Origin of the sequence: Empedobacter sp. UBA3239 (assembly GCF_002362875.1) — a bacterium.
Lineage (GTDB): Bacteria > Bacteroidota > Bacteroidia > Flavobacteriales > Weeksellaceae > Empedobacter > Empedobacter falsenii_B.
This window is the reverse complement of the sequence record NZ_DEVJ01000016.1, coordinates 12,391-38,475: the sequence shown is the minus strand read 5'-3', so window position 1 is coordinate 38,475 and position 26,085 is coordinate 12,391. Positions and strand designations below refer to the sequence as shown.

Annotated in this window: 24 protein-coding genes; 14 read left to right on the top strand and 10 right to left on the bottom strand. The window is 31.6% G+C overall.

What is annotated here, in order from left to right; genetic code table 11:
- Positions 1 to 44: 44 nt before the first annotated feature.
- The 7 genes from B4G36_RS02745 to B4G36_RS02715 all read left to right on the top strand — a co-directional run bounded on the left by B4G36_RS02745 (position 45) and on the right by B4G36_RS02715 (position 7,365).
- Positions 45 to 869 (top strand): hypothetical protein, encoded by an 825-nt coding sequence (locus tag B4G36_RS02745; RefSeq protein WP_291061806.1) that lies wholly within the window; start codon positions 45 to 47, stop codon positions 867 to 869.
- A gap of 121 nt (positions 870 to 990) precedes the next feature.
- Positions 991 to 1,335 (top strand): hypothetical protein, encoded by a 345-nt coding sequence (locus B4G36_RS02740; RefSeq protein ID WP_291061804.1) that lies wholly within the window; start codon positions 991 to 993, stop codon positions 1,333 to 1,335.
- 8 nt (positions 1,336 to 1,343) lie between these two features.
- Positions 1,344 to 1,634: a cell division protein ZapA gene (locus B4G36_RS02735; RefSeq protein ID WP_291061802.1), complete on the top strand. Its 291-nt coding sequence runs from the start codon at positions 1,344 to 1,346 to the stop codon at positions 1,632 to 1,634.
- Between the two features lie 263 nt (positions 1,635 to 1,897).
- Positions 1,898 to 3,460 (top strand): ribonuclease Y, encoded by a 1,563-nt coding sequence (gene rny, locus B4G36_RS02730; protein ID WP_371202802.1) that lies wholly within the window; start codon positions 1,898 to 1,900, stop codon positions 3,458 to 3,460.
- 380 nt (positions 3,461 to 3,840) lie between these two features.
- The gene (locus B4G36_RS02725; RefSeq protein ID WP_291061799.1) at positions 3,841 to 4,800 is read left to right on the top strand and encodes a ribonucleotide-diphosphate reductase subunit beta; all 960 of its coding nucleotides are present in this window, start codon (positions 3,841 to 3,843) and stop codon (positions 4,798 to 4,800) included.
- Between the two features lie 79 nt (positions 4,801 to 4,879).
- A complete protein-coding gene (locus B4G36_RS02720) occupies positions 4,880 to 6,580 on the top strand; it encodes a ribonucleoside-diphosphate reductase subunit alpha (RefSeq protein ID WP_115001235.1) in 1,701 nt (566 codons plus the stop codon).
- 62 nt (positions 6,581 to 6,642) lie between these two features.
- Positions 6,643 to 7,365 (top strand): hypothetical protein, encoded by a 723-nt coding sequence (locus B4G36_RS02715; RefSeq protein ID WP_280062991.1) that lies wholly within the window; start codon positions 6,643 to 6,645, stop codon positions 7,363 to 7,365.
- 123 nt (positions 7,366 to 7,488) lie between these two features.
- Here B4G36_RS02715 and B4G36_RS02710 read toward each other — a convergent pair whose 3' ends face one another.
- From B4G36_RS02710 to B4G36_RS02695, 4 genes are all read right to left on the bottom strand, one after another.
- Positions 7,489 to 8,154: a DUF2490 domain-containing protein gene (locus B4G36_RS02710; protein ID WP_125350203.1), complete on the bottom strand. Its 666-nt coding sequence runs from the start codon at positions 8,152 to 8,154 to the stop codon at positions 7,489 to 7,491.
- A gap of 70 nt (positions 8,155 to 8,224) precedes the next feature.
- Positions 8,225 to 9,238, bottom strand: coding sequence for an LLM class flavin-dependent oxidoreductase (locus tag B4G36_RS02705; protein WP_291061795.1), 1,014 nt, complete (start codon positions 9,236 to 9,238; stop codon positions 8,225 to 8,227).
- Between the two features lie 133 nt (positions 9,239 to 9,371).
- A complete protein-coding gene (locus B4G36_RS02700; protein WP_291061793.1) occupies positions 9,372 to 9,953 on the bottom strand; it encodes a tRNA-(ms[2]io[6]A)-hydroxylase in 582 nt (193 codons plus the stop codon).
- 70 nt (positions 9,954 to 10,023) lie between these two features.
- The gene (locus tag B4G36_RS02695) at positions 10,024 to 10,425 is read right to left on the bottom strand and encodes a hypothetical protein (protein ID WP_280051750.1); all 402 of its coding nucleotides are present in this window, start codon (positions 10,423 to 10,425) and stop codon (positions 10,024 to 10,026) included.
- Between the two features lie 99 nt (positions 10,426 to 10,524).
- Here B4G36_RS02695 and B4G36_RS02690 point away from each other — a divergent pair, with 99 nt between their 5' ends.
- Entirely contained in the window at positions 10,525 to 11,766 is a 1,242-nt protein-coding gene (locus tag B4G36_RS02690) for a glycosyltransferase (RefSeq protein WP_291061791.1), read from the top strand.
- Between the two features lie 18 nt (positions 11,767 to 11,784).
- Here the strand turns inward: B4G36_RS02690 and B4G36_RS02685 are convergent, their stop codons facing one another.
- From B4G36_RS02685 to B4G36_RS02665, 5 genes are all read right to left on the bottom strand, one after another.
- Entirely contained in the window at positions 11,785 to 12,303 is a 519-nt protein-coding gene (locus tag B4G36_RS02685) for a hypothetical protein (protein WP_291061789.1), read from the bottom strand.
- A gap of 37 nt (positions 12,304 to 12,340) precedes the next feature.
- A complete protein-coding gene (locus B4G36_RS02680) occupies positions 12,341 to 12,853 on the bottom strand; it encodes a hypothetical protein (RefSeq protein ID WP_291061787.1) in 513 nt (170 codons plus the stop codon).
- A 78-nt stretch (positions 12,854 to 12,931) separates the two neighbouring features.
- Positions 12,932 to 14,371: an MBL fold metallo-hydrolase gene (locus B4G36_RS02675; protein WP_291061785.1), complete on the bottom strand. Its 1,440-nt coding sequence runs from the start codon at positions 14,369 to 14,371 to the stop codon at positions 12,932 to 12,934.
- Positions 14,372 to 14,508: 137 nt separating this feature from the next.
- Positions 14,509 to 15,096: a methyltransferase domain-containing protein gene (locus B4G36_RS02670; RefSeq protein WP_291061783.1), complete on the bottom strand. Its 588-nt coding sequence runs from the start codon at positions 15,094 to 15,096 to the stop codon at positions 14,509 to 14,511.
- 8 nt (positions 15,097 to 15,104) lie between these two features.
- Entirely contained in the window at positions 15,105 to 15,908 is an 804-nt protein-coding gene (locus B4G36_RS02665; protein ID WP_291061781.1) for a sulfite exporter TauE/SafE family protein, read from the bottom strand.
- A 220-nt stretch (positions 15,909 to 16,128) separates the two neighbouring features.
- On the opposite strand from B4G36_RS02665, the gene B4G36_RS02660 reads away from it, so the two are divergent.
- Positions 16,129 to 17,451, top strand: a complete 1,323-nt coding sequence (locus B4G36_RS02660) for a M16 family metallopeptidase (protein ID WP_291061779.1) — start codon at positions 16,129 to 16,131, stop codon at positions 17,449 to 17,451.
- Positions 17,452 to 17,465: 14 nt separating this feature from the next.
- Positions 17,466 to 19,508, top strand: coding sequence for a M16 family metallopeptidase (locus tag B4G36_RS02655; protein ID WP_291061777.1), 2,043 nt, complete (start codon positions 17,466 to 17,468; stop codon positions 19,506 to 19,508).
- 229 nt (positions 19,509 to 19,737) lie between these two features.
- Here B4G36_RS02655 and ccsA read toward each other — a convergent pair whose 3' ends face one another.
- The gene (gene ccsA / locus B4G36_RS02650; RefSeq protein WP_291061775.1) at positions 19,738 to 23,028 is read right to left on the bottom strand and encodes a cytochrome c biogenesis protein; all 3,291 of its coding nucleotides are present in this window, start codon (positions 23,026 to 23,028) and stop codon (positions 19,738 to 19,740) included.
- A gap of 271 nt (positions 23,029 to 23,299) precedes the next feature.
- Here ccsA and B4G36_RS02645 point away from each other — a divergent pair, with 271 nt between their 5' ends.
- The 4 genes from B4G36_RS02645 to B4G36_RS02630 all read left to right on the top strand — a co-directional run bounded on the left by B4G36_RS02645 (position 23,300) and on the right by B4G36_RS02630 (position 26,070).
- The gene (locus B4G36_RS02645; protein ID WP_291061773.1) at positions 23,300 to 23,728 is read left to right on the top strand and encodes a CC0125/CC1285 family lipoprotein; all 429 of its coding nucleotides are present in this window, start codon (positions 23,300 to 23,302) and stop codon (positions 23,726 to 23,728) included.
- A 96-nt stretch (positions 23,729 to 23,824) separates the two neighbouring features.
- Positions 23,825 to 25,081: a Y-family DNA polymerase gene (locus B4G36_RS02640; protein WP_291061771.1), complete on the top strand. Its 1,257-nt coding sequence runs from the start codon at positions 23,825 to 23,827 to the stop codon at positions 25,079 to 25,081.
- Between the two features lie 12 nt (positions 25,082 to 25,093).
- Positions 25,094 to 25,552 (top strand): LexA family protein, encoded by a 459-nt coding sequence (locus tag B4G36_RS02635; RefSeq protein ID WP_280063004.1) that lies wholly within the window; start codon positions 25,094 to 25,096, stop codon positions 25,550 to 25,552.
- 56 nt (positions 25,553 to 25,608) lie between these two features.
- Positions 25,609 to 26,070 carry a hypothetical protein gene (locus B4G36_RS02630; protein ID WP_291061768.1) on the top strand — a complete coding sequence of 154 codons (462 nt, stop codon included), beginning with the start codon at positions 25,609 to 25,611 and terminating at the stop codon, positions 26,068 to 26,070.
- The last annotated feature ends 15 nt before the right edge of the window (positions 26,071 to 26,085 follow it).

The window sequence follows — 26,085 nt, the reverse complement described above, 5'->3', positions numbered from 1 at the left end:
GAAATGATGAAAGTAATTTTAAATCAAACATAAAAAACATCATCATGAGAAAAATTATTTTAGCACTTTTTATAGTTGCTTCTATCGTAAGTTGTAATGAATACAAAGGTTCAGAAAGTAATGCAGAATTGGCTGCTGATGCGAAAGAAGAAGTTGCGGTTTCTAATGCTGCAAATTTAGAAGTAGAAGGAAAGGTTTTTAAATCGAATGCGTTGATCGAAATGAAAGTAAAAGATGCGATGAAAGATGCGGTTCAGATCGAAGAAAATGCGATTTCGTTGAATGGATTTGTTTTGAATAGTGAAATGATTAATCAAATTTTAGATTCGGATAAAGTTGAATTATCTGAAGAAAGCGTTAAGAAAATAGACAAAATTCAACGTTCTTATTTGATTGAATTGAAAGTTCCGTCAAATAAATTGCGCGAGCATGTCAAATTTGCAGTGGAGAAAGGAATTATTATCGATCATATTTTAATTAATAATGAAGAAATGACCTTTGAGAAATATGAGAATGAGTTGAAAAATGAAAACAATAAAGCAGTTAAAATTTCGCAACAAATCGAAAATAAAGTCAACAAAGCGTTGATAAATGATGCGATTTCTTATGCGACTATTGCATATCAATTATCAGAAGAACCACGAGTTGTAACGAATATTTTACCACAAACCGATCTGAAAGCGTATAGAGAAATCAACTTAGGATATGAGTTAAAACAAAGTTGGAAAGATGGAATGTATCATTTCAAATCAATTTTGATTATTTTCTGTCAATTTCTGCCAACTATTCTTTCGGTATTGTTTTTGTTTTTTAGTATCAAGTATGTTGTGAAAGTAGTGAAGAATAAAGAAACGAAACAAAAAATATAAGTAAATCTCTATTTGTCAAATGAATAAGAAAAAACTGATAATATTTAGGTTTTTGTATTGATTAGAAGTAAAAAAATACTATTTTTGCAATAGAAGCTAGAATAATTGAAATTCTCAGGAGATGGAAAAAATGGTGAAATTTAATGAACTTGAAAACAAAATTTTAAGTGTTTTAGGCCAACTTGGGAATTATAAAGATATATTGAAGGGCGCTGAAAACTCGATACAAGAATTGGAAAAATTGCAAAATGAAATCAATTCTCTAAAAGAAGAAAATGCCCGATTGAAAAATAAATTGAGAGATTCGCAAGCGAATAACTTAAATTTAAATGAGGAGGTAAAACGATTAAAAGTCGTTAATGCAATGAGCGGAAATCAGGAGTACAAACAAATGATGAAGCAAAGAATGAACAAATTAATAAAAGAAGTCGATACGTGCATCGCTCAAATTAAAACTAATAATTAATAAAAAGAATGTCAACTCAACGAATTGAGATAAAAATTGCTTCACGTTATTACCCAATGACGATTAATTCTGAAGAGGAAGAAATGTTACTTTCTTGTGCAGAAGAAATAAATGGTATTTTGAAACAATTTGAACAAAAGTACGCTGTTTCTGACAAACAAGACGCGCTTGCAATGGTGACAATTCAGTTAGCTTTACGCGAAGCAAAGCTGAAAAAGCAAGTGAAAGATAACGAAGAAATGACAACAGAACGCATTTCGAAGTTATTAGAATTGATTGATCAGTCAATCGCAAAATAAGAGAAGTTCTGACAGTTGTGAAACTGTCCACTAAACAATATTCCTACATTAGTTCTAGCTATTTTGGTTAACTCAACACTAGTTTTGTTACCGAGTGAACACCGTTCGGAAAGCGGGCCGCAACCTTTTAGGTTCATTTATTTGACAGCGGATACTTGACTGACGGACTAACTCAAATCCTGTTTACAGGAGTTAACTCAAAACATACTTTACTAATGTAGGTTTTTTTATATATAAACATTACATAATCTATGGACCCAATTATGACAATAATTATTGCAATTGTTACATTAATCATAGGTGCAGCGGTGGGATATTTCTTATCAAAAAAATCAGTTGATAAACAGAATCAAGAACTGATTGACGAAGCAACTCGCAAAGCACAAAATTTGATTAATGATGCTGAGAAAGATGGTGAAGCCATTAAAAAAGAGAAAATTTTTCAAGCCAAAGAAAAATTTTTAGAATTAAAATCTAAACACGAAGAAGTTGTTAATCAACGTGAAAGAAAAGTAGCTGATGCTGAGCTTAAAGTAAAAGAACGTGAAGAGAGAATCAAAACGGACTTAGTAGAAATTCAGAAACAAAAAGATCAGATTAAATCTGAGAAAGGAAATATACAAGCACGAACAGAAAAGCTTAATATTAAGCAAAAAGAAGTGGATACGATGCACAAAAAACAAGTAGAAATACTTGAAAAAATTTCGAATTATTCTGCTGATGAAGCACGTGCTGAATTGATTGAAGTCTTGAAAGACGAAGCAAGAACGAAAGCACAAGCTCATATCCAAGAAATTATGGAAGAGGCTGAATTAGATGCGAAAAATGAAGCGCGTAAAATTGTAATTTCTTCTATTCAACGAATCGGAACAGAGCAAGCGATAGAAAATGCAGTTTCTGTGTTTAACATTGAATCTGATGAAATCAAAGGACGTATCATTGGTCGTGAAGGACGTAATATTCGTGCAATAGAAGCTGCTACAGGAGTTGAAGTCATTGTTGATGATACGCCAGAAGCGATTATCCTTTCTTGTTTCGATCCTGTTCGTCGTGAAATTGCTCGTTTATCTTTACATCGTTTAGTAACAGACGGACGTATTCACCCAGCACGTATTGAGGAAGTTGTTGCGAAAACAACAAAACAAATCGAGGACGAAATCATCGAAGTTGGTAAGAAAACAATTTTAGATTTAGGAATCCACGGTTTACACAAAGATTTAGTTCGTATCGTTGGACGTATGAAATATCGTTCTTCTTATGGTCAAAACTTGTTACAACACTCTCGCGAGGTGGCAAATTTAGCAGGAACGTTGGCTGCGGAATTAGGATTGAATCCTAAGTTAGCGAAACGTGCAGGTTTATTACATGATATTGGTAAAGTGCCGGAGCAAGAATCTGAATTACCTCACGCAATTTTGGGTATGCAATGGGCAGAAAAATATGGAGAACATCCAGACGTAATTAATGCAATTGGAGCTCACCACGACGAAATAGAGATGACTTCTTTAATTTCGCCACTTATACAAGTTGCCGATGCAATTTCTGGTGCTCGTCCAGGTGCTCGTCGTCAGGTTGTGGAATCGTATATGCAACGTCTGAAAGATTTAGAAGCTACGGCTCTTAACTTTGATGGTGTAGAAAAAGCATACGCTATCCAAGCTGGTCGTGAGTTGCGTGTGATTGTAGAAAGTGATAAAGTTGATGACACAAAAGCAGCTGAATTATCGTTCTTAATTTCGGATAAAATTCAAAACGAAATGACTTATCCAGGTCAAGTTCGTGTAACTGTAATTCGTGAAACACGTGCAGTAAATATTGCAAGATAAAATTTAGAATTTATCATATTCTTTAGGCAAGTCTACAACAAGGCTTGCCTATTTTTTTGTTAAATTATAGAAAATTAATCCAAGTTATAGTTGTTATTTTGATAAAAATTATTAAATTATAACGAATAAAAATTCAAAAATAATTAATTAATAATCAAATAATTAACAACTTGTTGATAACCTTTTTAATTTTTAAGATTACAAAATTTTTAATTGTAAAATCTTATCTTAATTTTGAAAGAATCGATGAGTAATTGAAACGAGAATGTAACCCTATTGAGGTTCAAATTTCTAAATAAAATAAAAGAACCAACTTCATTTATTTTGATGAAAGAATTCGTTTTTACCAAAGTTTATTAATCTAAAAAGTCCAAAAAACTATGTCTATTTTTGATAAAAGGGTAAATTATAAACCATTTGAATATCCTGAAATTTTAACCTTTACAGAAGCAATCCAAAAAGCATATTGGGTACACGGAGAAGTAGATTTTACTTCAGATATCCAAGATTATCATGCTAATTTAGATGATGCGAAACGCGAAATTCACAAACGTTCTATTTTATCAATTGCGCAAGTAGAGGTAACGGTAAAAGGATTTTGGGGAGATTTGTATCATTATTTTCCAAAGCCAGAATTGAATGGATTAGGTGCTACTTTTGCAGAATGTGAGTTTAGACATAGTGAAGCGTATTCGCGTATTTTGGAGGTAAATGGTTATTTAGATGAGTTTAATGTAGCCTTGCAAAATCCAATTTTCAAAAGTTATAATACGTTTGTTGGAGAAATTATGCGTGACGAGAACAAATCAATTGTAGAGAAATTATTGTTCTTTGCATTGGTAATCGAAGATAGTTCGTTATTCTCGAAATTTGCAAATATTTTGGCATTTACACGTTTTGATGGTTTAATGAAAAATACAGCAAATATCATTGCTTGGACATCTACAGATGAGCAAATTCACGCAAATGCTGGGATTTATTTGATTAATAAAATTCGTGAAGAAGGTTTATTACCAGAGGAATTAGATCAAAATTGGGTAGAAACTGCTGTTCGTGGTTATATTGACCAAGAAGAAATGATGTTAGATTGGATTTTCGAGAAAGGAGAATTTAGTTATTACTCAAAAGCAGATTTATTAAATTATATGAAATACCGTATTGATGAAGCAATTGCTAAAATTGGATACAAAAAAATATTTCATATTTCCCAAGAACAATATAAGCCGATGGCTTGGTTTGAGGAAGAAGTTTTTGCAAGTAGCTTAGATGATTTCTTCGCAAAAAGACCAGTAGATTATACTAAACACGACAAAAGTATTTCGGCCGACGATTTATTTTAAACCGCCAAAACTTTTTATCAAAAACACAACTATAAATAAAATTATTTAACAATATCATATCATTATAAATTCTAAAGCTATGGACAATCCAATACCACACGACGACATTCAAAATATATTTTTTGACGGTGAAGCACCAAAATTATGGTGGAAAAACTCTGAATCTGAACAAATTTTGAATAGAGGTTATTTATTGAAAGGGGAAACAGTTGAAGGAGCTATAGATCGTATCACGGCTGCGGCTGCAAAACGTTTATACAAACCAGAATTGCAAGAATCTTTCAAAGAAATGATAGAAAGAGGTTGGATGAGTTTATCATCTCCAATTTGGGCAAATATGGGAACAGAGCGTGGTTTACCAATTTCTTGTTTCAATGTTCATATTCCAGATAGTATTGAAGGAATTACGCATAAATTAGGAGAAGTTATTATGCAAACTAAAATCGGTGGTGGTACTTCTGGTTATTTTGGTGAATTACGTGAGCGTGGAGCGGCGATTACAGATAACGGAAAGAGTAGTGGTGCTGTTTCGTTTATGGAATTGTTCAATTCTGCGATGAATGTGGTTTCTCAAGGTTCTACACGTCGTGGAGCTTTTGCGGCTTATTTGGATATTGACCATGATGATATCGAAGAATTTTTGAAAATTAAATCGATAGGAAGTTCAATTCAGAATTTATTTTATGGTGTTTGTGTGCCAGATTATTGGATGCAAGAAATGATTGATGGAGATGCGGATAAACGTCAAATTTGGGCGAAAGTTTTAGAATCACGTCAAGAAAAAGGATTACCATATTTATTCTTTACAGATAACGTAAATAAAAATAAACCACAGGTTTACAAAGATTTAGGAATGTCAATTAATGCTTCTAATCTTTGTTCAGAAATTATGTTGCCTTCATCTGCTGATGAATCATTTATTTGTTGTTTATCTTCTATGAACTTAGAGCTATACGATGAATGGAAAGATACTGAGGCAGTACGTTTAGCAATTTTCTTTTTAGATGCAGTTTTACAAGAATTCATCGAAAAAACAGAAGGAAATCATTATTTAGCATCAGCTAATCGTTTTGCAAAACGTCACCGTGCATTAGGTTTAGGTGTATTAGGGTGGCACTCTTACTTACAACGCAACATGATTCCTTTTGAAGGAATGGAAGCGAAATTACGTACAACAGAAATTTTCAAGCATATTCAATCTAAAGCAGATAAAGCTTCGGAAGAATTAGCTCGTATTTATGGTGAACCAGAGGTTTTAAAAGGCTACGGACGTCGTAATACAACAACTTGTGCAATTGCACCAACTACGTCTTCTTCTGCGATTTTAGGACAAACTTCTCCAGGAATTGAGCCGTTTGCTTCAAATTATTACAAAGCAGGTTTATCGAAAGGAAACTTTATGCGTAAGAATAAATATTTGACTAAATTATTACAAGAAAAAGGAATCGATAACGAAGATATTTGGCGCGAAATCATGTTGAATGGTGGCTCTGTGCAACATTTAGAACAATTGACAAAAGAGGAAAAAGATGTGTTCAAAACATTCAAAGAAATTTCTCAATTAGAAATTGTTCAACAAGCAGCGATTCGTCAAAAATATGTAGATCAATCGCAGTCATTAAACCTAAATATTCCACCAGATTTACCTGTGAAAGAAGTTAACCGTTTGATGATCGAAGCTTGGCAATTAGGTGTAAAAACATTGTACTATCAGCGTTCACAATCAGTTTCTAAGGAATTAGTTGCAAACTTAGTTTCTTGTTCTTCTTGTGAAGCTTAATAGGAAATGATATATTTTATTACAAATAGAAAATCCGCTCATTGAGCGGATTTTTAGATTTTATGAATTTTTTAGATTTAGTTATTATTGAACAAAAATTTACTGATTTAAAGTCGTTGAAAAGAACGGCTTTATTAATTAATATTATTGGATGCATTTTCGGTTTGAGTACATTAGTTTTTCAGTTTTTTAATGAAATTTTAATTTATTTATCTTTTGTTTATCCTATTTTTTGCATCATTTTAGTTAGATATTATCGAGGTTTGATCTCAATTGAGCCTGAAATTAGACCAAATCTTCCAACAATTTCTATAGGTTTTATGTTATCTTGTTTTGGATTAATCATTAGAACCGCTATGGATTACAATGTCTTAGATTATAAAAATGTATGGGTTCCTTCGAGTGTTATAGCGTTATTAATCTTAATAATCTATTATTTTAATCAATTTAAAATATTGATTTACAACAAGAAAAATTTTGTTTATAATGTTTTTATCATAATATTAATTGAAGTATTTTCTATTTATTCTGTTATATTCATTAATTGTAAGTATGATCAATCTACTCCTCAAATTTATGAAACTCAGATTTTGAAAAAAATTAAGAAAAATAGTAAAGGAGGTAGTAGTTATTATTTAATAATTGAAGATTGGAACAATACATTTATAGAAAAAGAGATAAAAGTAGATTATAAAAAGTATTACTCAAGTTTTGAAGGAGAAAAGCTTAAAGTAGCAGAAAGACGAGGAAGATTTGATATACCTTGGTCTTATTTTATAGAGTAATTAGTAAGCTATTTTAATAAAGTTATTGATTTATCAATAAAAATAGTGCATTTTACTTTTGTTTTTCCATTTAGCTTAACTTTCATATAATCAAGTGTAAATTATTCTAACCAAGATAAGACTCTATTTTATCAGATTATTAACTGTTAATCCAATCATCAAATGATCAGTATGAGATGCTTTAAGACTTTGTAACATGTAACCAGCTTCTAAACTAAAAGTAGGCGAAATAACGTAACCAAAGCTTAAACCAAGTCGATTTCTATCAAACGTTTTATCTTTTACAGCTTGTAGAAAAATCTCATCATACGCTTTCAAATACCACGTGTTTTCGATTAATTTGGCATTATTTAGAGGAATAGTTGCAGTCAATTGATAACGAAATCTAAATTGTGTATCATTTTCTAAAAAGCGTTCTTCGACACGAAAGCGATGGGCAAAATTAAAACGTTGTAAAGTATGTTTTGTATTGAATTGTTGATACAAACGATGCTCGTGACTATGTGCATAATCATCGGTAGAAGTAGGTGTTCTGTTCTGAATGTAGGCGTAACCAGCTAACACTGTATTGTTATTTTCGGTTAAGTTGTAACCAATTCCTCCACGAATCAAAAGTTGTTGTAACTGATCTAAATCTTCGTACGAACGATATTGTATATCCGACTGAAAATTAAAATCTTTATTGATTTTTTGATTGATATTTAAGGTATTCCAAGTTCTAAAATTACTTTCTTGTGCTTGCACACCGAAGTTGGCTAAAACAATAAAACAGGCTAATATTTTCTTCATTCATTCAATTTTAACGAAAATAAAAAAAGACACGAAAACGAATCGTGTCTTTTGTCAGTATATGTTAAATTTATTTTGTTACCTTTTTCACTTTTGGTAAAATATCTTTTCCAAAAATTTCGATAGATTTCATCATATCCAAATGATTTGGCGCTCCAACATCCATGTGAGCAGAAAAACGAGTTAAACCAAACATTTCCTGATATTTCAAAATACGATCAACCGCCAAAGAAGCGTCTCCAACAATCAAATGTCCATTTGTAGAACGTCCATAATCAAATTGTTGTTTTCTATATTTTGGCCAACCTCTACTTGCCCCAATTCTATTCATTTGTGCGCCATAAATTGGAAAATATTCTTCAGCAACTTTTTCGCCATGCTCTCCAAAAAAAGAATGCATGTGAACGCCAATTTGCATTTTATTTATGTCATGTCCATTTTCGATATAAACTTGTTTATAAATTTCGAACAGATAGTTAAAATCAGCAGGATTGCCTCCAATAATTGCGAAAATAATAGGTAAACCTAATGTTGCAGCACGTACAATTGATGATTTTGTTCCGCCAACAGCAATCCAAATAGGTAGTTTTTCTTGCACAGGTTTTGGATAAACACTTTGATTAATAATTGGCATTCTAAACTTTCCTCGCCAGTTTATTACTTCGTTTTTATTTAAATCTAAAAGTAATCGAAGTTTTTCATCAAAAAGAGCATCGTAATCGTTTAAATCATAACCGAAAAGAGGGAAAGATTCGATGAATGAACCGCGTCCAGCCATAATTTCAGCACGTCCATTCGATAAATTGTCAACACTAGCAAAATCTTGATACAACTTTACGAGATCTGTAGAACTGATGACAGAAACGGCACTTCCCAACTTAATATTTTTTGTAACTGTAGACAAAGCAGCCAAAATAATTTCTGGAGAAGAAACTGCGTAATCAGGACGATGATGCTCTCTAATTCCAAAGAAATCTAATCCAATTTCGTCCATTAATTTCACTTCTTCTATAATCTCACTCATACGTTGTTGAGGAGTTTGCGTATAACCAGTTTTAGGATCAATATGTAGATCGCCAAACATTCCTATTCTATTTTAGATTTAGTCAAATTTACGTATAGAATTTTAGATTTAAATTGATGTAGGATAGGAAAGAAAAAAGAGTTCATTCTATTAAATTTGAATGAACTCTTTTTTCTTATTTTTAAACGGGTTTTTATCCGTGAATTGCTTCTTTATTTCCATAAGATTGAATCAATTTTCCTTCGAAATCCAACCATTCTTTCCAACGTTTGTCCACATCAACATCAGTGGAAAGTTTTCGAGCAAAATTTAAGAAAGTAGTATAATGATTTGCTTCCGAAACCATCAAATCATAGTAAAATTTTGCTAATTCTTCGTCATTAATATTTTGTGATAATGTTCTGAAACGTTCACAACTTCTAGCTTCAATCATCGCTGCGAATAATAAACGATCCACAAAAGCCATATTACGAGAACCATCTTTTTTACAAAATTTCATCAACTGACCAACGTAATCATCTTTACGCTCGCGACCTAATTTGTATCCACGACGCTCGATAATTTCTACAACCATTTTGAAATGTTGCATTTCTTCGATGGCAATATCTGACATTTCTTGAATAAATTCGTCATGTTCAGAATTATACGCAATCATTGTAATCGCATTTGTTGCCGCTTTTTGCTCACACCACGCATGGTCTGTTAAAATTTCTTCTAAATTTCTTTCCGCAATATCAGCCCAACGTGGGTCTGTCAAAAGTTTTAATCCAAGCATTTTTCGAAAAATATTAAGTCCAAATTTACGAAATTATATTGTTTAAAGATTGAATGTGAAAAATCGTTTTCTAAATGGTTTTCTTTTCAATCATTTCTAACATCACATCCGAAGCATGTTTAAAAGTTGGAGCTTGCTCTGTTAAACTTGCAGCATTCTTTTTATTGACTTTAAAAATTAAATCTTTCTCAATTGTAAATAATAAAGCGTTTGTAAATGGATTTTTGATGTAAGAACTCAAAATTAAAAAAGTCTGTTCAACACTATGAAATTGCTCAACTTCTTCGGTTTTATAACGAAATGTGAAGGCAAAATTGTACTCATTATTTTCTAAAAGATGTAAACGAACAAAAATATTTTTAAGATCAGTATCTCCAATAGTTTTGGCCATTGTAAGTTTTGCAAAAGTTCCTTCTTTGATACTTGATTTTACTTGCTCGAAAAATTCTTCAAAAACAGTTTGATAAGACATTTTATATAATTTTAGCTGCAAATTTACATTAAAATAAGCCAAATTGTGTGTATAATATTTAATCTTCCAATTAAGAAACAGAAAGTGTAATTTTGTGGGATGAAAAAACTTTTAATCATTGGTCAAGTTTGGCCAGAACCAACTTCTTCTGCGGCAGGAACTCGAATGATTCAGTTAATCGATTGTTTCAAAAAAACTGAATTTGAGATAACTTTTGCGTGTGCTGCTTCAAAATCTGATTATAGTTTTGATTTGATTTTGAAAGGAATAAAAGAAGTTGAAATTCAGTTAAATGATGATAGTTTTGATGATTTTGTAAGAGAATTAAATCCTGAAATTGTTCTTTTTGATCGTTTTATGATTGAAGAACAATATGGTTGGCGCGTTTCGAAAGAATGTCCAAATGCATTGAAAATTTTGGACACAGAAGATTTACATTTTCTACGAAATGCGCGACAAGAAGCAGCTAAAAAAGGAATAGAATTTACAGAAGATTTATTGTTTTCTGATTTAGCAAAACGAGAAATAGCTTCTATTTTACGCTGTGATTTATCGTTGATGATTTCGAAAAAGGAAATGGATATTCTTCAAAATCAATTTAAAATTGATGAAAAAATCTTGTATTATTTACCTTTTTTAGAAAATGAAATTACAAATGAAAAAATCAATTCTTGGAAAAATTTTGAAGAAAGAGAACATTTTATGTTTATCGGAAATTTTATTCATGAACCTAATTTTAATTGTGTTCAGACCTTAAAAAAAGAAATTTGGCCAATTTTGAGAAAGAAACTTCCGAAAGCTGAATTACATATTTATGGCGCTTATGCAACGCAAAAAGTTTTGCAATTGAATAATCCTTCCGAACGTTTTTTGATCAAAAGTAGAGCAGAAAATGCGCAAGAAACGATGTCAAATTACAAAATTTTGTTGGCTCCGATTAATTTTGGTGCAGGTGTAAAAGGAAAGTTTGTAGATGCAATGCAAACTGGAACTCCTTCGGTTACGACTACGATTGGAGCAGAAGCAATGAAAGATAATTTTGATTGGAATGGTTTTGTAGAAGATGATTTTGAAGCGTTTGTGGAGAAAGCTATTTTGCTTTACAATAATGAGAAAGAGTGGGAAATTGCTCAACAAAATGGAATCAAAATTCTGAACGAAAATTACATTAAAACTAAATTTGAAGCTGACTTTTTAGAGAAAATTAAATCGATTGAAGAAAATTTAATTCAACATCGAAATCTAAATTTTATTGGTCAAATTTTGCAACATCATCATCATCAAAGTACAAAATATATGTCACTTTGGATAGAACAAAAAAACAAAAACCTTCCGAAATAGGAAGGTTTTTTATGATTTTTAAAAAGGTAAATCGATATTATTGATAATGTAATCTGTATATTCTTTTGAATTTTTTAAGAAATCGTCACTACCAAAATTGACTACTTGATAGATGAAATTTTTTGTCTTAAAAATATTGATTTGTAGATAAACATTAGACTCTAATTCTTCATTGTAATAACTAATTTGTTTTTGAAAAGTTTCTTTTCCTTTACTTGTTTTAAATTGTTTTGTATTTAAAGATTTAAACTTAGGATTACTAGAATAATTTGAAACCATTATATCCATGTAAGAAGCTAAATCATCAGAAATATTACCTAGTTTTAATTCATCAATATTTTCAGTAATGATAAAACCATAAGCTGTACTGTCATTATTTTCCCATTGTACTATAGAAAAATCATTTGTACCAATTGTTCGCTGATATCCAGCTGGTAAATTTACAGAGAAAGCTTCAGAGCCAATTATTGTTGACTGCGCATTTGTATTGTTCATAAGACATAACATTAGCGTAAAAGCCAATAAAATTTTCTTCATATAAAGTATTGTTTTTTTTTTTTTTAAATTTAAAGTTTTATTCTACTTTGAAGCTATTTACAATTTTGACAAAATCGCTTTTCATTATTTTTTGATTTTCGAAACTGCAATATTGTAAAATCTGATAGACAAATTCTTTCGTTTCGATTACAGTTTGTAGGAAATAAATATGACCAGATTCGGGATTATTTGTTTCAAATTCGGTATAGGCATAATTGAATCCCTGTTCGTAGGCAACATAAGGTTTTTTGATGTAATTAAACCCTTTTTGTGTTTTATATGGCTCGATAGAATTTAGCGTATAATCAATCATATCTAAATTAGAATCTGCTAATTTTAATTCATCTTTGTGTTCAAAAATCACAAAACCATACGAATTTGGCTTTGGAGCAAGACTTTCAAACTGAATAGTTGCATAATCATTTAACCCAACTGTACGCTGAAAATCTTTCGGAATAGTTAACGCAAACGATTCAGCTCCATGTATTTTCTGTTGAGCAAAAGCGGTAATACATGTAAAAAGAGTAGCGATGAATAACAATTTTTTCATTGAATGAATTTAGATGACGAATATAAAAAAAGCCTTGTTTATCACAAGGCTATAACGTTATTTTTTAAAATAAATTGTTTATTTCGTTGAACAAGAATTATATCCTGATTGACAAGGCGAAGTTCCTTCTACAATTTTTACACCTTCAACTTCTTTTATTTTACCAAAACCTCCAGCAACGTCAATCAAATTTTCGTAACCGCGAGCGCGTAAAATTGAAGTGAAAATCATCGATCGATAACCTCCTGCACAATGTACTAAATAGGTTTCTTCAGGATCGATTAATTTCATAGATTCATTTATGAAATCTAAAGGAGCTGTAATTGCACCTTCTACGTGAGAAGTTTCGTATTCACCTGGCTTACGAACGTCCAAAATTTTTAATTCAGTTTCATCAACTAACTCTACAAACTCTTCTGGAGAAACCGAAACAATTTCATCGAAATCTTTTTCAGCCTCAACCCAAGCTTGGAAACCATTGTTCAAAAATCCGATTACATTGTCATATCCGACACGAGCCAAACGTGTTACCGCTTCCTCTTCTTCACCAATTTCTGCAATTAACAAAATTGGTTGTTTGATATCTGTAATTAATGTACCAACCCATGGTGCAAAATTTCCTCTAATTCCGATATTGATAGAATTTGGAATAAATCCTGCTGCGAAAGTTTGCGGATCGCGAACATCTAAAATTAAAGCATTTGTATCTTCCGCAACTTGAATAAATTCGTCTGGAGATAAAGCTTTGTTCGCACGTTCTTTCACAACATCCAAAGATTCGACACCTAATTTATTCATCATCACATTTTCTGGAAAATAGAATGGAGGAGGCATTAATCCTGAAGTTAATTCAGTAATAAATTCTTCTTTTGTCATAGTAGGATTCAAAGCATAATTCATTTGTTTTTGATTTCCTAATGTGTCAAAAGTTTCTTTACTCATATTTTTTCCACAAGCAGAACCCGCTCCATGTGCAGGATATACGATAATATCGTCAGCCAAAGGCATAATTTTGTTTCGTAAAGAATCAAATAAATAACCAGCTAATTTTTCTTGCGTTAAATCTGTATTTAATTTTTGAGCTAAATCTGGACGACCAACATCACCAATAAATAAAGTATCTCCTGTAAAAATTGCATAATCTTTACCGTTTTCATCTTTCAACAAATACGTTGTACTCTCCATTGTATGACCTGGCGTGTGTAAAGCTGTAATAGTTATATTTCCTAAAGAAAAAACTTCGCCATCAGTTGCGATATGTGCATCAAAATTTGGTTCTGCAGTTGGACCATAAATAATTGTAGCACCAGTTTTTTGAGCTAAATCTACATGTCCAGAAACGAAGTCTGCATGAAAATGCGTTTCGAAAATGTATTTGATTTTTGCATTGTCTTTTGTCGCTTGATCGATATAAGATTGTGTTTCTCTCAATGGATCAATAATTGCAACTTCACCATTGCTTTCTATATAATAAGCACCTTGCGCAAGACATCCGGTGTAAATTTGTTCAATTTTCATAAGAATGATTTAGTGTGTAAAAATACAAATATTTAAATTTAGAATTTTCCTCTGATGGATGAATTCTGATACTTTTCTTCTATTTAAACTCAAATAAGATTGATAGTTAGCCTAAAATTTATGAATGAAATCATAGGTTATTTGGCAATCTTTTTTAGATTAATAAATAATTCAGTTTTTGCTCTTGGCGGAATAGAATTGTAACAATTTTCCATGACTTTGAAATCAAAATAATCGTTGAAATACGTCTGATATTCAGTTTTATTACCTCCAAAAGGTGGCGTGTCATTTTTGAATTCTCTGTTAAATAATACACCAACTAATTTTCCGTTTTCGGCTAATAGTTCATTCATTTTGATGCTATAATTTTGACGTAATTTTGGATCTAACGCACAGAAAAAAGTTTGCTCTAAAATCAAATCAAACTCACCATCTAACTCAAAAAAATCTTGATGAAGAACTTTGATATTGGGATTATGTTTAAATTTTTCTTTGATTTTTTCAACTACAATTTCCGAAATATCAATCAATGTAATATTTGTAAAACCTTGTTCCAAAAGGTATTCTGCTTCGTAAGCATTTCCACAACCAGGAATCAAAATACGGATATTTTTATCTTCTAATTGATCGATATACTCTTTTAGCGGAGTAGAAGGAGCTTTTAAATCCCAACCAGTTTGATTTGTGGTGTATTTATCGTTCCAAAAGTTTTCGTTCAGTTCCATACTTTAAATTATTGAATTATAAATTCTTCGATGAACATAAAAATAGCCATTAAAATAATAAAGATAGCAAATGTTCGCTTTAGAAATTGTACTGGTAAAAATTTGTTGATGTAGGTTCCGACAAGAATTCCAACCATAGAAATTCCAATGAAAACACTCAAGAAACTCCAATCAATCTTGATGTGTAAAGCATCACCAATAAAAAATCCGATAAGTGAATTGATGGCAATAATTACCAACGAAGTTGCCGAAGCTTTTTTCATATCTAATTTTGCAACCATCATTAATGCCGGAACAATCAAAAAACCACCGCCAGCACCAACCATTCCTGTTAATCCTCCGATTAAAAATCCTTGAATTAATAAAACAGGATTTAGCTTATCATTTTTCTGATTAATTTGTTCTTCTTTCTTACCTTTTAACATAGAAATAGCTGCGAAAACCATCAGAATAGCGAATAAACCAAACATTGCCATTCGACGTGTGACGATAAAATCGCCTATAGAAAATAAATTACTTGGTAGGGCAGGAATTAAAAATGCACGAACCAATGTAATTCCAACAACAGCTGGTAATCCAAATTGAAAAACGACTTTCCAATCAACCATTTTTTGCGAAGCTTGTTTTATTCCTCCAATCAATCCTGTCGATCCAACGATGGATAATGAATAAGCAGTAGCAATTTTTTCGTCGAAATGAAAAATATACGCTAAAATAGGAACGGCTAAAATAGATCCACCACCACCAAGAACTCCCATAATTAATCCGATGAAGAAGGCACCTACAAAACCAAAAAACTCTATAAAATCCATTTTTTTCTCTCGATTTTTACAAATCTATAGCAAATACAATAACAATTACTATAGGTATATTATGAAATATTGTTGTAAATTAATACAAATGCCTACTAAATCAATAGACGTGTATTATTTTACTTTTTTTAATTATTATGCAAATTTGGTGTAACATTTTCAAAAAAACTGCTACTAATGTTACATAAGCATAATAGATAAAAAACTTAAAAATTACTAAATGAAGAAAATTTTTATGTCTATTTTATTTGCAGGATCAGCTTTATTTGGTCAGCAAATAAAATTTGATGAGTATACTCTACCAAACGGATTGCATGTTATCCTTCATCAAGATAATTCTGCTCCAGTTATTACAACAGGTGTTATGTATCACGTAGGTTCGAAAGATGAGCAAGTTGGTAAAACAGGTTTTGCACACTTTTTTGAGCATTTATTATTCGAAGGAACGGAGAATATTAAGAGAGGAGAATGGTTCAAAATTGTTTCTTCTCACGGAGGTTCTAACAATGCGAATACAACAACGGACAGAACATATTATTACGAAACTTTTCCATCAAATAATTTAGAATTAGGATTATGGATGGAATCTGATCGTTTGCGTCAGCCAATCATCAATCAAATTGGTGTTGATACACAAAAAGAAGTTGTAAAAGAAGAAAAACGTTCTCGTTTAGACAATCAACCTTATGGTAAATTTTCGTACGGAGAAGCGGTTAATCCTCATGTTTTCAAAAAACATCCTTACCGTTGGAGTGTAATTGGTTCTTTTGAGGATTTGAGTAATGCAAAATTAGACGATTTCAAACACTTTAGTCAAACTTTTTATGTGCCAAATAATGCTGTATTAGTTGTTGCGGGTGATTTTAATAAAGACGAAGCAAAGAAATTAATTGAGAAATATTTTGGTGTAATTCCAAGAGGAAAAGATGTTGTGAAAACTGTTGAGAAGGAAGATCCAATTACATCAGAAATTCGTGCAACAGAATATGATGCAAATATTCAGATTCCTTTATTGGCGATTAATTATCGTACGCCAGATAACAAATCAAAAGATGCTTATGCATTAGAAATGTTATCAAGCTATTTAACAGGTGGAAAATCATCAGTTTTATATAAAAAATATGTTGACGAGAAAAAAGAAGCATTACAAATATTTGCTTTCAATCGTCAAATGGAAGATTACGGAATTTATTCAATCGGAATTTTACCTCAAGGAGAAGTTTCTTTGGATAAATTAGAAGGAGATTTACAACAAGATATAGAAAAAGTTCAAACAAATTTGATTTCTGAAGAAGATTACCAAAAAATCTTAAATGGAATTGAAAATAGTTTTGTGGCTTCAAAATCGGGTGTTCAAAACATTGCACATGCTTTAGCGGATGCTTATATGTTGGGCGGAGATACAAATAAAATCAACGAAGAATTGAAAATTTATCAATCTGTAACAAGAGAAGATATTCGCAATGTTGCTAAAAAGTATCTAAACAAAAACCAACGTGTAATTATTCATTATTTACCAGAATCTAAAAAAGCTGCAAAATAAAAAACAACCGAATTATGAAAACAAAAATATTATCTCTTGCAATCGCTTTTATGGCAGTTAGCTTAAATGCGCAAGTGGCGATTCCAATGCCAAAACCAGGTCCAGCACCGACGGTTAATTTAGGAAAATCGAACGAATTCAAATTAAAAAATGGTTTAACAGTTATCGTTGTTGAAAATCATAAATTACCACGAGTTTCAGCAACATTAACCATCGATAATCCACCATTTGCATTAGGTGCAAAAAAAGGAGCAGAGTCTTTGTTGAGCGAAATGTTAGGAACAGGAACGAAAACAAAATCCAAAGATGATTTCAATAAACGTATTGAGTTTTTAGGTGCTCGTGTTAACTTTTGGGAGGAAGGAGCTTCTGCAAGTTCTTTGACTAAATATTTCAATGAGATTTTTGGTTATATGGCAGATGGAGCTATGAATCCAAACTTTACTGAAAGTGAATTTGCGGATGTTAAAAAACGCTACATCGAAGGTTTAAAATCGAATGAAAAATCTGTAGAAGCTGCAGCATCTCGGGTTTCGAACATATTAGTTTATGGAAAAAATAATCCTTTCTCAGAATTTGATACACCAGCCCAAATTGAGAAAATTACATTGCAAGATGTGAAGGATTACTACAATACCTACTACAAACCAAACAATGCTTATTTGATTGTTGTTGGAGATATCTCGACAAAAGATGTAAAAGCATTGGCGAAGAAAAACTTTAATTCTTGGCAAGCAGGAAAATTAAATATTCCAGCATTTCCAAAAGTAGAAGAGGTTACAAAAACGGAATTAAACGCGATTAATATGCCTAATGCAGTGCAATCTGTGGTTTCAGTTTCGTATCCAGTTCAGTTAACGAAGAAAGATCCAGATTATTATGCAGCGTTAATTGCGTCGTCTATTTTAGGGGGAGATTTCAATTCGAAATTGAATATGAATCTTCGTGAAGCGCATGGTTGGACATATGGTGCACGTGGGGGAGTTTCTGATTCTCGTTACATTGGACGTTTCAATACAAATGCAACTGTTCGTAACGAAGTGACGGATTCTGCAATCGTTGAGACGATGAAGGAAATCAAAGGGATGACGTTAAACAAAATTGATCAGCAAACGTTGAATGATGTAAAAGCGAAATTCTTAGGAAACTTTATCTTGACTTTAGAAAGTCCTTCTACGGTTGCTAACCAAGCTTTAACGAAAAAAACAAATCAATTATCAGATAGTTTTTATGCAGATTACATCAAAAATATTAATGCTGTAACAATTGATGATGTATTACGCGTTTCGAAAAAATATTTCCGTCCAGATCAAGCAAAAATCAATGTAACAGGGAAATTAGAGCAAATTGCTCCAGCTTTAGAAAAGCTAGGTTACTCAGTTAATTACTACGATTCTTTCGGAAATAAAACTGATAAACCAACTTCTGGTGCAAAAACTACAACTGTTTCAGTTGCTCAAATTACAGATAATTTTTTCAAAGCTATTGGTGGTACGGACAAAGTGAAAGCTGTAAAATCGATTGCTCAAAAAGGAAAAATTGAGATGATGGGAATGTCTGGAACTTATACAAAAAAGGATTTAGCTCCAAACAAGTCTATTACGGTTATGAGTATAGGTGGAATGAATGTTACACAAGCTTTTGATGGTGAAAAAGGATTTGTTATACAAGGACAAAAATTTGACTTACCAGCTGAATTGACAGCACCTTTAAAGAAAACAAATTCTTTGTTTGTACCATTATCAGAAGGTTATAAAACGGCTAAAGTAGAAGGAATCGTTTCTGAAAACGGAGTTGAATATTACAAAGTTGTTGCTGCTGATATTTCTCGTACAGATTATTATGATGTAAAAACTGGCTTGTTAATGAAGTCTGAACAAAAAATGAAATCTCCACAAGGAGAAATGGTTGCGACGACGATAAACAAAGAATATAAAACTTTTGAAGGTATTTTAATGCCAACAGAAATTTTAACAGAAGCTGGACCTCAAACAGCTAAAATAGTAATTGAATCAGTAGAAATTAATAAAAACGTTTCTGACGCTGATTTTAAATAAAACAATTCTTTTAAATATTTTTCAAATTAAAAAGGTAATCCGAGTTTTTGGATTACCTTTTTTTAGTTTTATAAAATATAAGCTTCTTCTAAGAATCTATTTTGTATCATTAATAATATAGATTTCTTTAACGTCTAGGTTTTAAAAATTATATTTAATGATTATTAAAACCAAAATAAAAAAAGCTCACCTTTCGATGAGCTTTTAACATTTATAATATTCAAAGAAATTAATCTTTTGATTTTACATGGTAAACTTTGTTTTGGAAATACCAAGCTGCAATAGATAAAACTAACATTGCGACTGCTGTTGCAGGAACCCAAAATGGAATTGGAATTGGATCTCCGGCTGCGTATGAATGTAATCCAGATAAGTAATAGTTAACGCCAAAATACGTCATAATTACTGTCCAAACGGCCCACATTGCAGCGATGTTGAAAGTTAATTTTCCTCTTAATCCTGGAACTAAACGCATGTGTAAAACGACTGCATAAACAATTACTGAAACGAAAGCCCAAGTTTCTTTTGGATCCCAAGACCAGTAACGTCCCCAAGATTCGTTTGCCCACATACCTCCTAAGAATGTACCAACAGTAAGTAAGAAAATACCAATTGTTAATGACATTTCAGAAACGTAAGTCATTTCTTTTAGCGAAATTTCAATCTTTTTATTTGGCTTAATCATCATGATAATTAATGAGAAAACTCCTAAAACAGCACTTAATCCGAAGAAACCATAAGATGAAACGATAATCGCAACGTGTACAATTAACCAATACGATTTTAGTACAGGTACTAATGGTGTAATTTGTGGATCTAACATAGAACCTCCGTGCGCAAATCCCATCATAATTACAGCAACCATAGCTCCTGTTGTTGGAATAAATGCGTTTCGGTTTTTGTATAATAACAATCCAGCTAAAACACTAATCCATGAAATAAATACAATGGCTTCGTAACCGTTAGACCAAGGTGCGTGTCCAGTTAAATACCAACGAACACCAAGTCCTGCGGCTTGTACGATAAAGACAATAAATATTAATCCCAAACAAACATTGATAATTCGATGAAGTGCTTTGCTTTCTGAAAATAACTGAATGAATGATAAAATCATTAAGACTCCACCAATCATACAATAAGCAATCATCACCCAAAAGAAAACGTTGTATTTGTTGTATAACACTTCTATCTCAACTTTTGTTGGAGAAGGCACAACATTTTTACCCCATTTTTGTTGGTATTTATCGATATAATCTACCGCATTATCTGCAGGCGTCCAATTACCATTTTCTAATCCTTTCGAAACCATGTTAAAATAAACACTAATCATTCCAAGTGCCATTGTATCGATTTCTACAGGATTTTCTTGTGTTTGATAAATCCAAGAAGTCCAACGCTCTGAAGGATCATTCTGAACTGGAATTATTTTTAATTGATATCCTTTTGCAGTTTGATCTAAAATATTGAAACGCTCTGTAACCTTAATTACTTCCTCATCAAATTTAGAACGCTCTGAAGGTTTTCTTGAGAATGCCTCGTTATAGGCTTTATCTAATTTAAAACGAGTCGTTTTTGGATCGATCAAATTCATTAAAGATGTGTAACCATCTTCGTTTGCGTTTGTAATTTTCTTTAAACGATCTCCTCCTTTATCTCCAACTTCAATCATCGGAGCATTTACCCAATAAGCAGGGTCTAATTGCAAAGAAATAAACCATTTATTGGCAGATAATCCGTGGAATTTATCTTTTTTATAAACTTTTCTAAGGATTTCTAAAGCTTGCGTATTAACAGGTTTTATACGTCCTTCGATATCTTGTGTAAGTAAATGACCAAATTTATCAGCGTGCTCGTCCGGAATTTTTACGTTCTTCGCTAATTCATCACCATCAGCCATTTTTGTAGAAAAACTACCAATGTGCTCCGATGAATGAACATTACCTTTTTCCGAATCAGTCTGAATTTTTTGATGTCCATTTTTTTCGCCATCAGTAGTACTTGGATTTTGAGCAAATGCTAATCCAGAAAGTAAAAATAATGGAAGTAAAATATTTACTTTTTTGGTATGTAAACTTTTTAATAAAGAGTTTAATTGTGTAAAACGAGTTCCTTTCCAGAATAATGAAACAAACATTCCCCCAAATAATAAGAAGTATCCTAAATAAGTAATGTTAGTTCCCCACCAGTCTTGGTTAACTTGTAAAATAGTTCCGTCTTCTGTTGGGAAATAACTCGATTGGAAGAAACGGTAACCTTTATAATCCATTACATTGTTCATATAAATGTGATGTTTTGTTTCTTTTCCTTCGTCGATAACTGTAATGTTAGATTCGAAAGAAGAAGGATTTGTAGAGCCAGGGTAACGATCTAAAATAAAGTCATCTAAACGAATGCTAAATGGAACTTTTACTAATTTTGAACCGTAACCTAACGAAATATTCATTCCGTCAATTTGTACGTCAGCAGAATAATTTGTGACACCTTTTCCACCAACAATCGTCACTGTATCGCGTTTATCACCAACAATAACTTCGGCTCTAATTGCACCAGGTAGATTTTTTTCTTCTGCTTTAAATTTAGAACCTTGTCTATATAAAACTTCTCCTTTGAAAGCCGGATTTGGAACTACAAATTGCGCTCCGTTGATTGTATACAATGAACGTAATTTTAATGGAGCAGGAACATTAAACTCAACTTTTCCAGCACCTTCTTGCAATTTCTGCATGTCTGTAATTTGTCCAACTTGTTGTCCAACCATTTGTACATATTCTCCTTCGAAAGGTGATTTGATAACCAAATTTTCTCCTTCTCCAGTAATTTGTACAGCACCATCTTGCGGTCTATTGTACGAAACTAAAGTTCCATTAACACTTTTGATTTCACCATTTCTGATGAAAACAGAATTACGTCCAGTTTGTCCAACTGTTACGATTTCTAAAACATTAATTCCTTCTTTTTTTCTTACAACTGTATCTAAAGCGTGAGGTACGTAATCAAAAGTTTTTAATTTAATGACTTTATCTTTGAACTGATATTCACCTTCAAAGTGTCTATGGAACAAAGAACTTGTACTATCTTTTCTGTCAAAATATGTCATGTTGTATTGATGATTGTCGTACGCTAAACGTTGTGTACCATCATCAACCATCATCTTGAAATAAGATTTGTACGATGTAATTTCGTTACTTGTTCCTCCTTCTGGAATAGGCATTTCACCCTCGAAACTGATGTAACGAGTAATTCCTCCTCCAATAAAAATAAACAAAAATGCTAAGTGGAAAACCAACAAAGGCAATTTTTCCTTTGACCATAATCGGTATCGTTTGATATTCATTAAGAACAAAACGATCAACCAAATCATTAATACCTCAAACCACTTTGCCTCGTAAATAACAGCTTTTGCAGTAGCCGTATCGTAGTCATTTTCAATGAAAGTGGCATAACCCATGGCGATTGCGTAGATGAATAGCAAGACCGTCATGGTTCTGGTAGAAAATAGATATTTTTCTAATTTACTCATTACTTATAATTGAATTACAAAAATAGGCGAGTTTATCAGATAAAGCATTAAAACTTAAATGATTTTTATTAGAATCAATTAGTTAATAGAATGTTAAATATGTTGTGCCAAAATTGATTTTAAATGTTTAATAAACACACTGTTAATCAGAAATGTTTATAACAAAGCATTTTATTCAAAAATAATTTGTTAAGAAAATATTTAGAAATATCAAAAACATATCTTAAAAGGAACAACTTTTGTTAAAGAACAATAACTAAATTATAATGATATGAAAAAATTAACTCAAATTTTATGTGCTACAGCATTTATTTTTGCTTTAGCAAGTTGTCATAACAGCAAGGCTGTTGCATACCAAAAAGATAATGGTACAGGTGGGTATACCGAAGAAAAGGTGAACAATGATACGTATATTGTTAGTTTTGATGGAAACGAATACAATAAAAAAGACAAAACGTTTGACTATGCTTTGTTGAGAGCAGCAGAAATTGGTCAACGTAATAATTTCGATTATTTTGCAATTTTAAGTACAGTGAACGATAAAGTATTGGAAAAAAGTAACAGCTATACAAAGTTAGATAATAATGATACGTGGCTGAAAGTGCAATATTTCAAAAACAGTAAACCAGTAAAATTTCAAACGGTTTATGAACCAACTGTTGTAATAAAAGATTTACATAAAAAATATAAAATTAAATAAGGATACAAACCACTCATTTGAGTGGTTTTTTTGTTTTGGAATAAATTAACATTTTCGATGACACAATATGGCGTTTTAACTTCTCAACTTTGTACTATGTTCGTATTGATAGATTGTAATAATTTTTACGCCAGTTGCCATCGTGTTTTTCAACCGAAGCTTCTTCATCAGCCAATTGTAGTATTGTCTAATAATGATGGTTGTGTAATTTCGCGTTCTGCCGAAGCAAAGTTAGCTGGAATTCCAATGGGTGCGCCTGCGCATCAATTTCAGCGTATTTTTGAACAGAAAAAAATCAAAGTTTTTTCGTCAAATTATCAATTATATGCGGATATGAGCAGTCGTGTAATGTCGATTTTATCGTTGTATTCGCCTGATCAAGAAATTTATTCGATAGACGAATGTTTCTTAAAATTGAATGGATTTGAACGTTTTGATTTGAAAAATTACGGATTAGAAATCAAATCTAAAATATATCAATTTACAAAATTGCCAGTTTGTGTCGGAATTGCTCCAACAAAATCCTTGGCGAAATTAGCGAATCATATTGCGAAAAAATTTCCAGAAGTTCATCAAGGAATTTATGTTATTCAGACGCAAGAACAAATCCATAAAGCGTTAAAATGGTTAAATATCGAAGATGTTTGGGGAATTGGTAGACGAATGTCACGACGTTTGAGAATGATCGGTGTCAATAAAGCGTTGGATTTTGTACAATTAAAAGATGATTTTCTTCGGAAAGAATTTTCGATAGTAGGTTTGCGTTTGAAAAAAGATTTGTTAGGTGAAGCGGTGTTAGATTTAGAAGCGATTTCGGCAAAGAAAAGTATTGCAACGACGCGTAGTTTTGAAGAATATACCAACGATTTTGAATATGTAAAAGAGCGTGTTGCTACTTTTGCGGTTTCGTGTGCAGAGAAACTTCGGAAACAGAATTCTTCTTGCAATTTGGTTACAGTTTTTATTCAGACCAATAATTTTGATAGAAATAAACCACAATATTACCGTACAATTTCGGTCCATTTACCTTACGAATCGAATTCAAGTATAACGTTGTCCAAATTTGCAATTAAAGCGTTTGAGCAAATTTATAAAGATGGTTATGAGTACAAAAAGGCTGGAGTAGTGGTGTCTGGAATTGTTTCGTCAGATCAAAAACAATTATCGCTTTTTGAAGAAGAAAATCCAAATCACCCAGATTTGATGAAAGTCATCGATTTGTTGAACAAAAAATTTGGTGCGGCAAAAATAAAATTAGCTTCGCAAGAGTTGAATAAAACGTGGAAAATGCGTCAAAATAATTTATCACCTTGTTATACAACCAAGTGGAAAGATTTGTTGGTGGTGTATTAAACGATAGAAAAAATGAATGGAGAGATAAAAATGTTAGACAAAGAACTCAATCTTTTTGTGATAAATACAGATGGTGAGAAAAAATATATTCCGAATTTTGGTCATGTAAATGCTGGATTTCCTTCGCCTGCGGAAGATTTTGTAGATGATAAGATAAGTTTGGACGAACGTTATTTAACGCATCCCGAATCTACTTTTTTGATTGTTGTTGGCGGAGATTCGATGTATCCTGTTTATCAAAAAAATGATATTTTGGTGATTCGGACAGATCTTATTCCGTTGCATCATGATGATATTATTGTTTCCGTTAATAATGAAGATTATACGTTGAAACGTTTTGATAAAATAAACAATAAATTGATTGCGATAAATCCAAATTACAAAGATTGTGTGCAAATACACGAAAATGATGAGGTGGTTATTTTAGGTGTTGTGGGTGTGTTGGTGCGAGAAAAAACGAATAGAATTTAAACCTTTGCTGTAACTTTTTTATAAAACATGCATCTTAATAGTAAAGATATGATGTTATGAGAAAATTTATTTTATTGTGTTTTGCAGTGATGTTGGTACAATCTTGTGTGACAATTTCAACTGTTTCTAATGTGTCAACGAATGCGTCAAGATATTTAAGTATTGATGGAATTTATAAAACAGAAGGAACAACATATTCAGCAACAAAAGTTATTAGACGAAATAATAATCAAATCTTTTTGGACTTTACACAAATGCAAGGAGAAGTTTATTATTTCTTGAAAACAAATCAAGATATAGAACTTGAATTAGATTATGAAGTGAAACAAAAAAATGGTTTAATGGATTTCTCGATTGTAGATTATACAGGAAAAGAATTAACTCAAATAGGTAGTGCTTCAAAAGGGAAAATGAATAAAAAAGAATCTATTCATTTAGAATCTTATAAAAGTTATAGAATCAATTTTAAAGGAGATGAATTTAAAGGAAAAGTATCTGTTCAGTTAAATAATAAATAAAAATAAATAAGGTCG

Bases quoted from the DNA above. Each gene is read 5' to 3' on its own strand.
- B4G36_RS02630 (WP_291061768.1), top strand. From the start codon at position 25,609: ATGAGAAAATTTATTTTATTGTGTTTTGCAGTGATGTTGGTACAATCT.
- B4G36_RS02665 (WP_291061781.1), bottom strand. From the start codon at position 15,908: ATGGATTTTATAGAGTTTTTTGGTTTTGTAGGTGCCTTCTTCATCGGA.
- B4G36_RS02640 (WP_291061771.1), top strand. From the start codon at position 23,825: ATGTTCGTATTGATAGATTGTAATAATTTTTACGCCAGTTGCCATCGT.
- rny (WP_371202802.1), top strand. From the start codon at position 1,898: ATGACAATAATTATTGCAATTGTTACATTAATCATAGGTGCAGCGGTG.
- B4G36_RS02685 (WP_291061789.1), bottom strand. From the start codon at position 12,303: ATGAAGAAAATTTTATTGGCTTTTACGCTAATGTTATGTCTTATGAAC.
- B4G36_RS02720 (WP_115001235.1), top strand. From the start codon at position 4,880: ATGGACAATCCAATACCACACGACGACATTCAAAATATATTTTTTGAC.
- B4G36_RS02645 (WP_291061773.1), top strand. From the start codon at position 23,300: ATGAAAAAATTAACTCAAATTTTATGTGCTACAGCATTTATTTTTGCT.
- B4G36_RS02740 (WP_291061804.1), top strand. From the start codon at position 991: ATGGAAAAAATGGTGAAATTTAATGAACTTGAAAACAAAATTTTAAGT.
- B4G36_RS02705 (WP_291061795.1), bottom strand. From the start codon at position 9,238: ATGTTTGGCGATCTACATATTGATCCTAAAACTGGTTATACGCAAACT.
- B4G36_RS02655 (WP_291061777.1), top strand. From the start codon at position 17,466: ATGAAAACAAAAATATTATCTCTTGCAATCGCTTTTATGGCAGTTAGC.
- B4G36_RS02660 (WP_291061779.1), top strand. From the start codon at position 16,129: ATGAAGAAAATTTTTATGTCTATTTTATTTGCAGGATCAGCTTTATTT.
- B4G36_RS02675 (WP_291061785.1), bottom strand. From the start codon at position 14,371: ATGAAAATTGAACAAATTTACACCGGATGTCTTGCGCAAGGTGCTTAT.
- B4G36_RS02690 (WP_291061791.1), top strand. From the start codon at position 10,525: ATGAAAAAACTTTTAATCATTGGTCAAGTTTGGCCAGAACCAACTTCT.
- B4G36_RS02725 (WP_291061799.1), top strand. From the start codon at position 3,841: ATGTCTATTTTTGATAAAAGGGTAAATTATAAACCATTTGAATATCCT.
- B4G36_RS02635 (WP_280063004.1), top strand. From the start codon at position 25,094: ATGAATGGAGAGATAAAAATGTTAGACAAAGAACTCAATCTTTTTGTG.
- B4G36_RS02745 (WP_291061806.1), top strand. From the start codon at position 45: ATGAGAAAAATTATTTTAGCACTTTTTATAGTTGCTTCTATCGTAAGT.
- B4G36_RS02710 (WP_125350203.1), bottom strand. From the start codon at position 8,154: ATGAAGAAAATATTAGCCTGTTTTATTGTTTTAGCCAACTTCGGTGTG.
- B4G36_RS02680 (WP_291061787.1), bottom strand. From the start codon at position 12,853: ATGAAAAAATTGTTATTCATCGCTACTCTTTTTACATGTATTACCGCT.
- ccsA (WP_291061775.1), bottom strand. From the start codon at position 23,028: ATGAGTAAATTAGAAAAATATCTATTTTCTACCAGAACCATGACGGTC.
- B4G36_RS02735 (WP_291061802.1), top strand. From the start codon at position 1,344: ATGTCAACTCAACGAATTGAGATAAAAATTGCTTCACGTTATTACCCA.
- B4G36_RS02670 (WP_291061783.1), bottom strand. From the start codon at position 15,096: ATGGAACTGAACGAAAACTTTTGGAACGATAAATACACCACAAATCAA.
- B4G36_RS02715 (WP_280062991.1), top strand. From the start codon at position 6,643: ATGAATTTTTTAGATTTAGTTATTATTGAACAAAAATTTACTGATTTA.
- B4G36_RS02700 (WP_291061793.1), bottom strand. From the start codon at position 9,953: ATGCTTGGATTAAAACTTTTGACAGACCCACGTTGGGCTGATATTGCG.
- B4G36_RS02695 (WP_280051750.1), bottom strand. From the start codon at position 10,425: ATGTCTTATCAAACTGTTTTTGAAGAATTTTTCGAGCAAGTAAAATCA.